Origin of the sequence: Phenylobacterium sp. Root700, assembly GCF_001429025.1 — a bacterium.
Classification (GTDB): Bacteria; Pseudomonadota; Alphaproteobacteria; order Caulobacterales; family Caulobacteraceae; genus Phenylobacterium.
This window is the reverse complement of the sequence record NZ_LMHT01000004.1, coordinates 70648-84217: the sequence shown is the minus strand read 5'-3', so window position 1 is coordinate 84217 and position 13570 is coordinate 70648. Positions and strand designations below refer to the sequence as shown.

Below are 13570 nucleotides of genomic sequence, written 5' to 3'. Positions count from 1 at the left end.
AGCGGCGACAGCTCCGGTGCGGACTTAAATCGGGAGAGAAGAGTTCGATGTCCGACCATCAGTTGGAAGAACGCCTGGCCTTTATGGGCATGGACGACGAGGCGCGCGCCGCGCTCCGTTCGTTGGAGGGGTTCCTCGCCGCGGAACTCCCGAATGCGCTGGACGGGCTTTATGTTCGTATCCGTGAGACGCCGGAAACCCAGCGTCAGTTCACTAGCGAGCGTCAGATCGGCGCCGCCCACGCCGCGCAGATTAGGCACTGGCGGCTGATCGCCACCGCCGACTACGACCATGACTATGTCCAGGCGGTCCGTCTGGTCGGTGAAACCCACGCTCGGATCGGACTGGCGCCGCGGTGGTACATCGGCGGCTACGCCCTGGTCGCTGAGAGCTTGGTGCGCGCCCTGTTGCGCCGCGCCTGGCCGGCCGGATTTCTGCAACGACGGTCCGGCGACGGAGGCCAGGCGGCCGACGAATTGGCGGCGCTGATCAAGGCCATCATGCTCGACATGGACTACGCCATCTCAGTCTATCTCGAGGCGGCCGAGCGCGAGCGTAAACGCGCCGAAATCGAAGCGGTGGCCCAACAGCAGGCCCTCGTCCGGGACTCCTTTGGCAAGGCCCTGAAGCGGCTGGCCGAGGGCGATTTCGTCTACCGGCTCCAGGCCGAGCTGCCGCCTGAGTACGAGGGGCTGAGGTCAGACTTCAACACCGCGGTCGAGGCGCTGGCTGGCGCGTTCCGGACCCTGACCGAGGTGTCCCAGGTCATTGACAGCAGCTCCTCGGAGATCAGCGCGGCGGCCGATGACCTGTCGCGCCGAACCGAGCAGCAGGCTGCGAGCTTGGAAGAGACCGCCGCGACCCTGGACGAGATCACCGCCACCGTGCGTCAGACCGCGGAGGGGGCGAAGCGGCTGAACACCCTGGTCGGCGACGCCCGCGCCGAGGCCGAGCGGGGCGGAGTGGTGGTGGCCAAGGCGGTGGCGGCCATGGAGAAGATCACCCAGTCTTCGGATGAGGTCGGTCAGATCATCAGCGTGATCGACGAGATCGCCTTCCAGACCAACCTGCTGGCGCTGAACGCCGGGGTGGAGGCGGCGCGGGCCGGCGAGGCGGGCCGGGGGTTCGCCGTGGTCGCCTCGGAGGTCCGGGGGTTGGCGTTGCGCTCGGCTGAAGCGGCCAAGGAGATCAAGGTGTTGATCGGGGCCTCGGCTCAACAGGTCCAGGAGGGCGTCGCCCTGGTCGGGCGTACGGGGGAGGCGCTGCAATCCATCGGCGGGCAGGTGGCTGAAATGAACACGCTGTTTGGTCACGTCGCGGCATCGGCGCAGGAGCAGTCGGTCGGGCTCGCCCAGGTCAACGCCGCGGTCAACCAGATGGATCAGGTCACTCAGCAGAACGCCGCGATGGTCGAGCAATCGACGGCCGCCAGCCACGCCCTGGCCGGCGAGGCCAGAAGGCTCGGGCAGGCGGTCGCGCGTTTTCGCATCGAGGACCCGTCGCGCGCGGTCGCCAGGAGGCCCATCCGCGCGACGGCCGCCCACTCATGAGGAGGCGCAGCCTAGGCGTCGGCCGGCCGCCGCTGCACGAGCAACGACAGGCCGGTCGCCGCGGCGACCAGGCCGACGGCGCACCACGCACAATGGGGCGAGGCGCCTTGGCCGCAAATCGCTCCCATGGCCTCGACGGCCTTCTGGTGGGCGAGGGCCTGGGCGGCGCTCCCCGCGGCGACGGCCAGGGCGACGCCAGCGCCCCAGGCGCGTAAGGGTTGCATGCGATGCACGGCGGGCTCCTGGTCGGCTCTGGTTCTGCGGCACGATCCGACGCCGGCATGGGCGCCGCATTGATCGAAATCAAGGCGCGCGCACACCATCCGCGCGAAGTGGCCCCGGGCGTTTCAACGGCTGGCGGGGACCATGTCTACTCAATCGGCAACATCAAAGGCGGCGCCCCTCGACGCGGTGCTGCTCTTCGTGACCACGGGGCTGCTCGCCTTCGGCGCCCTGCTGGCCACCGCCCTGTCGGACGACAGGCTCTTCCGGTTCCAGGGCTGGATGTTCCTGGGCGCGTTCGTGATCGCGCTCTTGGTCATGACCGTCGCCATCACCTCGGGCCGTCTCCGGTCCCCGGAAAATGCGTATGCCGACGGCGTCGTCCGGGCCGGCGTGATCGCCACGATGTTCTGGGCGATCGTGGGCCTGCTGGCCGGGGTGGTGATCGCCGCCCAGCTGTCCTGGCCTGCGGTGTTCTATTTTCCTGAGCACGGCTGGCTGAACTTCGGCCGGCTGCGGCCGTTGCACACCTCGGGCGTGGTCTTCGCCTTTGGCGGCAACGCTCTGATCGCGACGTCCTTCTATGTCGTCCAGCGCACCTGCAGGGCCCGGCTCGCGGGCGGCGTCTGGCCCTGGTTCGTGTTCTGGGGCTACCAACTCTTCATCGTGCTCGCGGCCACGGGTTACCTGGCCGGCATCACCCAATCGCGCGAGTACGCCGAGCCCGAGTGGGTTGTCGATCTGTGGCTGACGGCCGTCTGGGTCGCCTATCTGTTCATCTTCCTGGGCACGCTTTGGAAGCGCAAGGAGCCGCACATCTATGTGGCGAACTGGTTCTACCTCGCCTTCATCGTCACCATCGCCCTGCTGCACATCGTCAACAATCTGGCGGTTCCGATCAACGGCCTCAGCAGCCGCAGCGTCTCGCTGTTCGCGGGGGTTCAGGACGCCCTGATCCAGTGGTGGTACGGCCACAACGCCGTGGGCTTCCTGCTGACCGCCGGCTTCCTGGCGATGATGTACTACTTCGTGCCCAAGCGCGCGGAGCGGCCGGTCTATTCGTACCGCCTGTCCATCGTCCACTTCTGGTCGCTGATCTTCATCTACATCTGGGCGGGCCCGCACCATCTGCACTACACGGCCCTGCCGCAGTGGGCGCAGACCCTGGGCATGACCTTCTCGATCATGCTGTGGATGCCGTCCTGGGGCGGGATGATCAACGGCCTGATGACCCTGTCGGGCGCCTGGGACAAGCTGCGCACCGATCCGGTGATCCGGATGATGGCGGTGTCTATCGCCTTCTACGGCATGTCGACCTTCGAAGGTCCGCTGATGTCGATCCGCGAGGTCAATTCGCTCAGCCACTACACCGACTGGACCATCGGCCACGTGCATTCCGGGGCGCTGGGCTGGGTCGGCTTCATCTCCTTCGGGGCGATGTACTGCCTGGTTCCGTGGCTGTGGAAGAAGGAAAAGCTCTACTCCAACCGCTTGGCCGAGTGGCACTTCTGGATCGCGACGCTGGGGATCCTTCTCTACATCTGCGCGATGTGGGTCTCGGGCGTCATGGAAGGCCTGATGTGGCGCGAATACACGCCCCAAGGCTTCCTCGCGAACTCCTTCGTCGAGACCGTCGCCGCCAAGCACATCGAGAACGTCATCCGCACCATCGGGGGGCTCATGTACCTCTCCGGCGCGGTGATCATGTCCTACAACCTGTGGCGCACCGTCCGCATGCCCAGCTCCGCGCCTAGCGCGCAGAGTCTGACCGCGCCCGCGCCCGCGCTCATCGCGGCCGAGTAGGGGCCTTAAGCAGATCATGTGGAAGCATCACACCAAGCTGGAGCGGCACTCGTTGCCGCTCGTCATCGCCATCCTGATCGTCGTCTCGATCGGCGGCATCGTGGAAATCGCGCCGCTCTTCTATCTGGAGAGCACCATCGAGAAGGTGGAGGGCGTGCGGCCCTACACCCCGCTCGAACTCGAAGGCCGCGACATCTACATCCGCGAGGGCTGCTACACCTGCCACTCGCAGATGATCCGTCCGCTGCGCGACGAGGTCGAACGCTACGGCCACTACAGCCTGGCGGCCGAGAGCATGTACGACCATCCGTTCCAGTGGGGGTCGAAGCGCACCGGGCCAGACCTGGCGCGCGTCGGGGGCAAGTACTCCGACAGTTGGCACACCGACCACCTGATCGATCCGCGCTCGGTGGTGCCGGAATCGGTCATGCCGCCCTACGCCTTCCTGGCCAAGAAGACGCTCGACTACGGGGCGATCGAAGACAAGATCCGCGCCATGACCCGGGTGGGCGTGCCCTACACCCAGGACATGATCGACAACGCCAAGGAAGATCTGGAGACCCAGGCCGATCCCTTCGCGGCCCCGACCAAGCTCCAGAACCGCTATGGCGGCAAGGTCCTGCAACGCGACTTCGACGGCGATCCAGATCGCCTGACCGAGATGGACGCCCTGGTCGCCTATCTCCAGATGCTCGGCGGCCTGGTCGATTTCTCGACCTACCAGGCCGAGGCGCCGGAGAACCGGCGATGAGCGAGCTAACCTACGAAACCGTGGCCCGGTTCGCCCAACAGGGCGGGCTGATCTACTTCAGCGCGATCTTCGCCTGCGGCGTCGCCTACGCCCTGTGGCCCCGCAATCGCGCGGCGTTCAAGCGCCTCGCCAGCCTTCCCCTGCAAGACCATGAGGCCCCCGATGTCGAAGCGTGAGACCGACGAGGTCACGGGCGTCGAGACCACGGGTCACGAGTGGGACGGCATCCGTGAATTGGATAATCCGCTGCCGCGCTGGTGGCTCTACGTCTTCTATGCCGGCATCGCGGTGGCGGCCGTCTATTGGGTGCTGATGCCAGCCTGGCCGGGCGTTAGCGGCTACACCAAGGGCATGCTCGGCCAATCAGACCGCGCCGACGTGGTGCGCGAACTGCAGGGCCTGAAGCAGCTGCGCGGCGCCCAGGCCGCCAAGCTGCAGAAGGCGTCGCTCGAGGAGATCGAGGCCGATCCGGAACTCCAAGCCTACGCCCAGGCGATCGGCCAGTCGGTGTTCGGCGACAACTGCGCGACCTGCCATGGCACCGGCGGCGTGGGGACCAAGGGCTACGCCAACCTGCGCGACGACGTCTGGCTGTGGGGCGGCTCGCTGAGCGACATCCACCGGACCATCGAGGTGGGCATCCGCTCGGACCATCCGCAGACGCGGTTCTCGCAGATGCCGGCGTTCGGCCGCGACCAGATGCTGACCTCGGCGCAGATCTCGGACCTGACCGAGTACGTGGTGATGCTCTCACGGCGTAAGGCCGACGCCGCGGCGGTCGCGCGCGCCGCGCCGACCTACGCCGAGCAGTGCGCCGCGTGCCACGGCGTTGAGGGGCTTGGCGACCAGACCAAGGGCGCGCCGAACCTGACCGACCAGGAGTGGCTCTACGGCTCTTCGCGCGACGACATCCGCGGCCAAATCTGGGCTGGCAAGGGCGGGGTCATGCCGTCCTGGAAGACCCGCTTTGATCCTGAAACCCTTAAGGCGCTGGCCGTCTACATCCACGCCAACGCCGGGGGGCAATAGAGCGCCATGACGGTCGTCATAGACCGGACCCAGCCCCCCAAGCCGGCCCCCGCCGGCAAGGGTCCTGTCTCGGCCGCCGCTCGGGTCCGCGCCGCCGGCGGGCCGGGCGGTGGCTTGTACAAGCCGCGCACGCCGATCTATCCGAAGTTGGTTCATGGCCGGTGGCGGGCGATCAAGTGGGCGGTGCTGATCGCCACCTTGGTGATCTATTACGTGACGCCGTGGATCCGCTGGTCGCGGCCGGGGAACCTACCCGACCAAGCGGTGCTGGTCGATTTCGCCGGCCGGCGGTTCTACGTCTTCGACATCCAGCTCTGGCCGCAGGAGGTGCACTTCATCACCGGCCTGCTGGTGATCGCCGCGCTGGCCCTATTCCTGGTCACGGCGCTGTTTGGCCGGCTGTGGTGCGGTTATTCCTGCCCGCAGACAGTCTGGACCGACCTCTTCATCTATGTCGAGCGGCTGTTCGAGGGCGATCGCAACGCCCGCATGCGGCTCGACACGGCGCCGTGGTCGCTTAGCAAGGCGTGGCGGAAGGTCGGCAAGCACGCGGTGTGGCTGGGAATCGCCTTCGCCACCGGCGGCGCCTGGATCTTCTACTTCCACGACGCTCCGAGCCTGCTGCGCGACTTCTGGAGCGGGCAGGGGCCGACCACCGGCTACGTCTTCTGCGCCCTCCTGACTTTCACGACCTATGTCTTCGCCGGCATGATGCGCGAGCAGGTCTGCGTCTACATGTGCCCCTGGCCGCGCATCCAGGGCGCGATGCTCGACACCCACTCTTTGCAGGTCACCTATCGCCATGATCGCGGCGAGCCGCGCGGGGCGCACAAGAAGGGCGCGGACTGGGCTGGTCGCGGCGACTGCGTCGACTGCAACCAGTGTGTCACCGCTTGCCCTATGGGCATCGACATCCGCGACGGCTCACAGCTCGAGTGCATCAACTGCGGTCTCTGTATCGACGCTTGCGACGAGGTGATGATCAAGGTCGGCCGCCCGGCGGGGCTCATCGCCTATGACACCGACGCCGCGGTCGAGGCGAGGGCGGCGGGACGCCCAGCGCTCTATCGCTTGGTGCGGCCGCGGACGGTGTTCTATGCGCTCGCTCTGGGGGCGGTGTCGGCGTTGATGATCTGGGGCCTGTCCACCCGGACGACGCTGGACCTGCACGTGACGCGCGACCGCAACCCGGTGTTCGTGCGGCTGCACGATGGCGCGGTCCGCAACGGCTACACCCTGAAGGTCGCCAACCGCAGCTTCCAGTCCGAGCAGATGACGATCGCCCTGAAGGGCCAGCCTGCCGCGGTGCTGAAAATGCCCGGATCGTCGGAGACCGCCAAGGCGATCACCGTTGAGGTTCCGGCCAACGAGGTGCGCGCCGTCCGGGTGTTCGTCACCCTGCCGCCGCAGGTGTTGAGCGCCCCGAACCTGCCCGCGACCTTCGTCGTGCGCTCGTCCCGGGAGGAGGCGCGGACCGCCACAACCTTCCTGTCTGGAGCTGCGAACAGCCAATGACCCCCACACCCGAACAGCCGGGCTTCCGGATCGAAGGACGTCACGTCCTGTTCACCGTCATCGCCTTTTTTGGGGTGATCATCGCGGTGAATGGATACTTCCTGACCGCCGCCTATCGCTCCTTCCCAGGACAGGTGTCGGAGACGCCTTATGAGGACGGGGTGGGGTTCAACCGCACCGTGGCCCAGCGGCGGGCGCAGGCCGAACTCGGTTGGCGCGCGAGCGCCGCGGCCGCCGGCCCGGGGGTCGAGATCGACATGCGCGATCGCGCCTACCAGCCGCTGCGGGGGCTGAGAATCGAGGGTGTATTGCGGCGCCCGGCCACTCAGGCCGGGCAGATCAGCTTGAAATTCACCGAGGCTTCGCCGGGACGCTATCTCGCCAAGGTGGGGCCCGGATCCGGCGCCTGGGATCTGCACTTCGCGGCTGCGGGCTCTGGCGCGGAGGTCTTTGAAGGGGAGCGTCGACTGATATGGCCATGACCTCGCACGTCCTGGAGCATCAGGACTTCTCAGCCTTCCTGCGGGACGGCGAGGATGGGCGCCCGTCGATCGACCTGCTGGTCAAGGGCGCGCGCTGCACGGCGTGCCTCTCCAAGATCGAGCGCGAGATCAGCGCCATGCCGACGGTGACTTCGGCGCGGCTGAACCTGACGACCGGCAAGCTATCGGTGGCCTTCGAGCGCGGACGAGACGACGCCGGGGCGGTGCTGGAACGGCTCGAGGGTCTGGGCTATCCGGCCACGCCGTTCGACCCGGCCAAGGCGATGGCCGCTCATGACGCCGAGGGACGGCGTCTGAGCATGGCGCTGGGCGTGGCCGCCTTCGGGGCTGGCAACGCGATGATGTTCTCAGTGCCCATCTGGGCCGGGCTGTTTGGCCAGGAGCTGGGGCCGGCGACGCGGACCCTGATGCAGTGGATGAGCGCCGTGATTGCGGCGCCCTGCGCGGTCTATGCAGGCATGCCGTTCTTCACCTCGGCTTGGCGCTCGCTGCGCAAGAGGCGGGCCAATATGGACGTGCCGATCTCCATCGGCGTGATCTTGACCCTGGTCATCAGTTTCGTGGAGACGGTGCTTGGCGGGGCCGACACCTATTTCGACGCCGCCATCTCGCTGCTCTTCCTGCTGCTGATCGGCCGTTGGCTGGATCATCAGTTGCGAGCTAGCGCCCGCAGCGCTGCGGGCGACCTGCTGGCCATGCAGGCGTCGGCCGCCGTGGTGGTCGGGGAGGGGGGCGTGGAACATCGCACGCCGCTCGACGATATCCGCGCCGGCGACCTGCTGCTGGTGCGTCCGGGCGAACGCATCCCGGTCGATGGCGTGGTCGAAGGCGGCGCATCGGACCTCGACAACGCCCTGCTGACTGGCGAGACGGCCCCGGTTCGTGTCGGGACGAACGATATCTGCCGCGCCGGCGCGCTGAATCTGACCGGCACGATGCGGCTGCGCGCGACAGCGCGCTCAGAGGACTCGGCCGTCGCGGCCATCGCACGACTGGTCGAGGCCGGGGCGCAATCGCGCTCGCTCTATGTGCGCCTGGCCGACAAGGCCGCCGCCCTCTACGTGCCGGTGGTCCATAGCGCCGCGATGATCACGTTCCTGGGCGGCTTGGCGCTGGGGCTCGGGCCGCGCGAGGCGCTGCTGCGGGCGGTGGCGGTGTTGATCATCACCTGTCCCTGCGCGCTGGGCTTGGCGGTCCCGGCGGTGCAGATCACCGCCTCTGCGCGGCTGTTCCGGCGCGGCGTGCTGGTCAAGTCCGGTGCGGCGCTGGAGCGGTTGGCTGAGGTCGACCACGTGGTGTTCGACAAGACCGGGGTCCTGACCGAGGGGCGTCCGCGCCTGCTCGATCCGGTCCCCGCCGCCATCGCCATGGCCGCCCCCCTGGCGCGGGCCTCGGCGCATCCTCTGTCTAAGGCGTTATCGGCCCAGACGGGCGTGTCGTCGCTGGCCGAGGATGTGGTCGAAACGCCCGGCCAGGGTGTCGAAGGCTGGATCGGTGGACGACACGCTCGGCTCGGACGGGCGGCCTTCGTCGGCGTACCGGGCGCGGCGCCCAGCGAGACCGAGCTGTGGTTCGGCTTCGACGGCGACACCAAGATACGTTTCGCCTTCGCCGACGCCATCCGGCCTGACGCCGTGGAGACTATCGCCGCCCTGCGCAAACGCGGCCTGACTATCGAAATCCTCTCGGGCGACCTCGCCGCGCCAGTCGCCAAGGCCGCGCAGGCGTTGGGGATCGAGACCTGGCGCGCCGGGCTGACGCCGGCCGAGAAGTCCGAGGCCGTCGCCGCGCGGGGCCGGGAAGGTCGCCGGGTGTTGATGGTCGGCGACGGCCTCAACGACGCGCCGGCGCTCGCCAACGCCCATGCCGCGATGGCCCCCGGCTCAGCGCTGGACGCCAGCCAGAACGCCGCCGACCTGGTGTTCTCGGGCGAGGGGTTGGAGGCGGTGGTGGCGGCGCTAGATGTCGCGCGTTCGGCGCGTCGCCGGGCGCTGGAGAACTTCGCCTTCGCCGCGCTCTACAACCTGATCGCCGCGCCGGCGGCGATGTTCGGGTTCATCAACCCGCTGGTCGCCGCCTTGGCCATGTCGGGGTCGTCGCTGACCGTGACGCTCAACGCCCTGCGGACCGGCGTGAAGGCGCGCAGATGAGCATCCTGATCTTCCTGGCGACGGTCTCGATCCTGCTGGCGCTCACCGGACTGGCGGCCTTCTGGTGGACGGTGCGGAGCGGCCAGTACGACGACCCGCTCGGCGACGCCTCGCGCATACTGCTCGAAGATCCAGTCGATCGGCCGCTGGATTGACCGATGTCACGGCGCGCTATTACGGGCCAGGCAAGGTGAAGGCGTCGCCTTCTGGAGCTTGCCCCGTGACCGCCGCCGCCGCCTTTGTCCCGCCGCCCTCGCACGCCTCGCTGGTCTCAAAGTACGATGGGCGGGCGCCCCGCTACACCAGCTACCCGACGGCCGTTCAGTTCACGCCAGCCGTCAATGCGGCGACCTATCGGCGCTGGCTGGGCGACCTGCCAATTGATGAGGCCGTGTCGGTCTATGTCCATGTGCCTTTCTGCGCGCGGCTTTGCTGGTACTGCGGGTGCAACACGCGGGTCGTGAACACCCACGGGCCGGTGGCCGACTATGTCGCCTACCTTCAGGACGAGCTGAGTTTGCTGGGGGCCGCCTTGCCGGGACGCCTGCCGGTCAGCGCCGTGCATCTTGGCGGCGGCACCCCGAACATGCTCAAGGCGGGCGAGCTCGACGTGCTGTTCAGGGCGTTGAGCGACGTCTTCCGGCTCGACTCCGGCCTCGAGGTGGCCGCGGAGATCGATCCGCTCGGATTGACCCAGGACTGGGTCCGGGCCGCGGCGCGCCACGGCCTCAGCCGCGCCAGCCTCGGCGTTCAGAATCTGTCGCCCCAGGTGCAAGAGGCGGTCAATCGTCGGGAAGGCGTCGAAGACGTCGCTCGCTGCGTCGGCTGGCTTCGTGAGGCTGGCGTGGGGTCGATCAATCTTGACCTGATGTACGGGCTCCCGCATCAGACGGTGGGCAACACGCTGGCCACCATCGACCAGGTGCTGCCGCTGCGCCCCGAACGGTTGGCGCTGTTCGGTTACGCTCACGTGCCGTGGATGAAGGCCCATCAACAGCTGATCCACGAGGCCGCGCTGCCCGGCGCCGCCGAGCGCCTCGAGCAGAGCGAGGTCGCCGCCGAACACCTGATCGCGGAAGGGTATGTTCGCATCGGCCTGGATCACTTCGCCCTGCCGAGCGACGACTTGGCGGTGGCTCAGGCGCAGGGACGCCTGCGCCGGAACTTCCAGGGCTATACGACCGACTCCGCCCGCGCCCTGATCGGCGTCGGAGCCTCGGCGATCGGCAGCCTGCCCCAGGGCTTTGTCCAGAACGCTTCACAGGAATTGGCCTGGCGGAACGCTCTGGCGGCGGGGGATTTGCCCATCGCCAGGGGCGTGGCGGTCACTAACGCCGATCGCCTGCGCGGCGAGATCATCGAGCGGCTGATGTGCGATCTCTATGTCGACCTTTACAGCGTCTGTTGCGATCACGGCCGCGACCTGGGTGAGTTCAGCCGGGAACTTGCGCAGATGGCGAGCTTTGAGCGAGACGGCCTCGTGACCTGTGACGGCGGCCGAATCACGGTGACCGAGGCCGGTCGTCTGGTGGTCCGCTCCATCTGCGCCGTCTTCGACACCTACTTCGCCGCCCAGGAGGGGCGCCATTCGAGGACGCTGTAGGCAGGCAGGGCGGCGAGATCAGCCGGCGGCGATGTTCGCGAGCGCTCTGCGGTCGCAAACCAGGAAGTGTCGGCAGTTCCGGAACTCGACGAGGCTGCTGTTCTGCAGGTCGGTGATCATCCGCGACACCGTCTCGATGGTCAGGCCCAGATAGTCAGCCATGTCCTGGCGGCCCATGGCCAGTTCGATCATCGGGTCAGAACTGCGCTCGGCCAGGCTGAGCAGGAAGCCGGACACCCGTTGGCGGGCGGTCTTGCCGACTAGCAGCATCAGGTGTTCGCGGGTGTTTTGCAGGTCGCGGACCATGGTGTCGCGCAGCATGGCCTGGAGCGCCTGTTCGCCGCCCGCGGCGACCAAGGCCGAACGGCTGGCGACCAGGAGCAGGGAGTCGCTTAGCGCCTCGGCCGACAGGGTATGTTCGCTTTCCGCCTCAAGGCCGAAGATGTCGCCGGGATAATAGAAGTCGTTGATGGGGCGCCGACCGTCACTCAGGAACCGTGAGGTGCGCACGGCGCCGGTCGCCACCAGATAGACGAGGTTGGCGGCCTCGCCCTGTCCATAGATCTCCTCGTCCTTCGCAAAAGCCATACGTACGCCAATGCGGTTCAGGAGACCGTCCGGGCGGGAGACGGCGGGCGCTCGGGGATGGGCGAGAGACTGGGCAAGCATGTGGATGGACCTCCTCGACGCCCTATGGCTAGGGGCGGAGGGGGGCGTGCGAAATTCGGGAGCCTTCCTTAAGTAGTCTTACGGAGATGGCCGTCGCCTTGGCGTGAACGCTCCGGGGCGACTTGCAGGTCGATGACGTCGCCGCTCGACGAGGTGCGTGCAGCGGGTGCTGGCGGCCAGCTGGTCGACCACGGCATCTACGTGCAGCCGATCAACTACCCGACCGGGCCGAGCGGCGCCGAGCGCCTGCGCTTTGCGCCGTCGCGGCCTGACGCGCCGATCTTTGCCGACTGACAGGCGTTGGAGGAACAGCCCGCACCCTGATCAGGCTGGGGGCTTCGGCGACCTGCAGTCTGCCGCAAGGCTTTGTCCAGAGTGCTTCGCAGGAGATGGCCTGACCGCGCTTTCGGCGGGGGAACTGCTCGTCGCCAGAGAGCTGCTCCTCGCGCTGATCGTCTACGCGGTGAGATCATCGCGCGACGGATGCGCGATGTAGATTCGAGCCCGGCTCCGGACCTCAGTGAGGATGTGGCGCCGCCCTTGGTCCAAACACGGCTCAAGGGCGTGAAGCCGACCGCCGTCGAACACCAGGCCCCAGGCGGCGCGCGCGTTCCGCCGTCTCTGGTCTCTGGTCCAGCGTTATGGAGGCGCCTCGCTCGTCCGGTCGCAGATCGCCGCCCAGAATTCCTGGCTGGCGACGCCCTAGATGAATTACAGCGAGGCACCTGATCGCGCTCAGCGTCCCTGGAAGTCGGCGGGACGCTTCTCCAGGAACGAGGTCATGCCTTCCTTGAAGTCTTGGGTGCGGATGAGCTGCAGGAACTGCAGATAGACGTGATGGACGTGGTCGTTGAAGGTCTCCGTCAGGCCCATGCGCATCAGCCGCTTGGCCGACTGCACGGCCAGCGGGGCGTTGGCGGCCATCTCCAGGGCGATCTCGCGGGTCTTCGCCGCCAGCTCGGCGTCAGGCACGACGTGGTTGACCAGGCCAAGCTCCAGACTCTCGCGGGCTGACAGCGTACGGCCGGTGAAGATCAACTCCGCCGCCTTCGCCCAGCCCAGCAGGCGCGGAAGGATCCAGGTGCCGCCGGATTCCGGAACCACGCCGCGTTTGACGAAGGCGGCGGCCATCTTGGCGCTCTCGCCGGCGATGCGGATATCGCAGCCCATGGCGGTGTCCATCCCGTAGCCGGCGGCCGAGCCGTTCAGCGCGCAGATGGTCGGCTTGTCGGAGGCGAAGAGCACGGTCGGCGGGGTGTTGCGCAGGTCGAGATTGACCGAGATCGTTGAGACCTGCTTGTCCGATCCGATGCCGGAGCCTTGCGTCGCGTCAACCAGGTCGAGGCCGGCGCAGAAGGCGCGGCCGGTTCCCGTAAGGACGATGACGCGGACGGCGGGGTCTTCGTTGGCCTTGATCAGCAGCTGGGTCAGCCGGGCCAACATCGGGCCCGAAATCGTGTTGAGCCGTTCGGGCCGGTTCAGGGTGAGGGTCGCGATGGCGTCGGACACCTCGTACAGCACTTCCTCGGAGCGATCCTGCGTCGGCGCTTCCTTGGCTTCGATCATCGGGTGTCACTTTCTTTCGTTTATGATGTAAATTATGTGACGATAGGCGTTCGGCCCAGAGGGTGCAAACCGTCTCTTCACCGGCCCTATTTGACGAGCCGTTCCATGTTGCTCCGGGCGGCGTCGATCACCGCAGAGCACATCTCGACCATCGGGCGGCCGGCGCCGTCGCGGAGCCGTTCCTTGGCCGCCCCGAAGGAGACGAGCCT

The 13570-nt window shown here is 67.5% G+C and carries 13 protein-coding genes and 1 pseudogene; 11 read left to right on the top strand and 3 right to left on the bottom strand.

Translation table 11 applies throughout. The features are described from left to right. The first annotated feature begins 47 nt into the window (after positions 1–47). Positions 48–1550: a globin-coupled sensor protein gene (locus ASE02_RS01000; protein WP_056730272.1), complete on the top strand. Its 1503-nt coding sequence runs from the start codon at positions 48–50 to the stop codon at positions 1548–1550. Between the two features lie 11 nt (positions 1551–1561). Here the strand turns inward: ASE02_RS01000 and ASE02_RS00995 are convergent, their stop codons facing one another. Beyond that, positions 1562–1774 carry a hypothetical protein gene (locus tag ASE02_RS00995; RefSeq protein ID WP_056730270.1) on the bottom strand — a complete coding sequence of 71 codons (213 nt, stop codon included), beginning with the start codon at positions 1772–1774 and terminating at the stop codon, positions 1562–1564. A gap of 280 nt (positions 1775–2054) precedes the next feature. Here ASE02_RS00995 and ccoN point away from each other — a divergent pair, with 280 nt between their 5' ends. The 9 genes from ccoN to hemN all read left to right on the top strand — a co-directional run bounded on the left by ccoN (position 2055) and on the right by hemN (position 11126). Further along, positions 2055–3575 carry a cytochrome-c oxidase, cbb3-type subunit I gene (gene ccoN, locus ASE02_RS00990; protein ID WP_369818503.1) on the top strand — a complete coding sequence of 507 codons (1521 nt, stop codon included), beginning with the start codon at positions 2055–2057 and terminating at the stop codon, positions 3573–3575. A 16-nt stretch (positions 3576–3591) separates the two neighbouring features. Continuing rightward, entirely contained in the window at positions 3592–4326 is a 735-nt protein-coding gene (gene ccoO, locus ASE02_RS00985) for a cytochrome-c oxidase, cbb3-type subunit II (RefSeq protein ID WP_056730267.1), read from the top strand. Continuing rightward, positions 4323–4502 carry a cbb3-type cytochrome c oxidase subunit 3 gene (locus ASE02_RS00980; protein ID WP_056730265.1) on the top strand — a complete coding sequence of 60 codons (180 nt, stop codon included), beginning with the start codon at positions 4323–4325 and terminating at the stop codon, positions 4500–4502. Before ccoO ends, ASE02_RS00980 begins: the two co-directional genes overlap by 4 nt. Continuing rightward, positions 4489–5355, top strand: coding sequence for a cytochrome-c oxidase, cbb3-type subunit III (gene ccoP / locus ASE02_RS00975; protein WP_056730264.1), 867 nt, complete (start codon positions 4489–4491; stop codon positions 5353–5355). The genes ASE02_RS00980 and ccoP overlap by 14 nt, the downstream gene beginning before the upstream one ends. Before the next feature lie 6 nt (positions 5356–5361). Further along, entirely contained in the window at positions 5362–6870 is a 1509-nt protein-coding gene (ccoG, locus tag ASE02_RS00970) for a cytochrome c oxidase accessory protein CcoG (RefSeq protein WP_056730263.1), read from the top strand. Continuing rightward, on the top strand, positions 6867–7352 hold the full coding sequence (locus tag ASE02_RS00965; RefSeq protein WP_056730261.1) for a FixH family protein: 486 nt from the start codon (positions 6867–6869) through the stop codon (positions 7350–7352). The genes ccoG and ASE02_RS00965 overlap by 4 nt, the downstream gene beginning before the upstream one ends. After that, entirely contained in the window at positions 7349–9523 is a 2175-nt protein-coding gene (locus ASE02_RS00960) for a heavy metal translocating P-type ATPase (protein WP_056730460.1), read from the top strand. Before ASE02_RS00965 ends, ASE02_RS00960 begins: the two co-directional genes overlap by 4 nt. Next, positions 9520–9678, top strand: coding sequence for a cbb3-type cytochrome oxidase assembly protein CcoS (gene ccoS / locus ASE02_RS00955; protein ID WP_056730259.1), 159 nt, complete (start codon positions 9520–9522; stop codon positions 9676–9678). Before ASE02_RS00960 ends, ccoS begins: the two co-directional genes overlap by 4 nt. Positions 9679–9743: 65 nt before the next feature. After that, entirely contained in the window at positions 9744–11126 is a 1383-nt protein-coding gene (gene hemN / locus ASE02_RS00950) for an oxygen-independent coproporphyrinogen III oxidase (protein ID WP_056730257.1), read from the top strand. A gap of 18 nt (positions 11127–11144) precedes the next feature. Here hemN and ASE02_RS00945 read toward each other — a convergent pair whose 3' ends face one another. Then, positions 11145–11714: a helix-turn-helix domain-containing protein gene (locus tag ASE02_RS00945; protein ID WP_162257119.1), complete on the bottom strand. Its 570-nt coding sequence runs from the start codon at positions 11712–11714 to the stop codon at positions 11145–11147. Positions 11715–11975: 261 nt separating this feature from the next. On the opposite strand from ASE02_RS00945, the pseudogene ASE02_RS22765 reads away from it, so the two are divergent. Further along, a pseudogene (locus ASE02_RS22765) lies at positions 11976–12059 on the top strand (hypothetical protein); the annotation flags it as partial. Between the two features lie 471 nt (positions 12060–12530). On the opposite strand, the gene ASE02_RS00940 reads toward ASE02_RS22765, so the two are convergent. After that, the gene (locus tag ASE02_RS00940; protein WP_056730253.1) at positions 12531–13361 is read right to left on the bottom strand and encodes an enoyl-CoA hydratase/isomerase family protein; all 831 of its coding nucleotides are present in this window, start codon (positions 13359–13361) and stop codon (positions 12531–12533) included. Positions 13362–13570 lie beyond the last annotated feature (209 nt).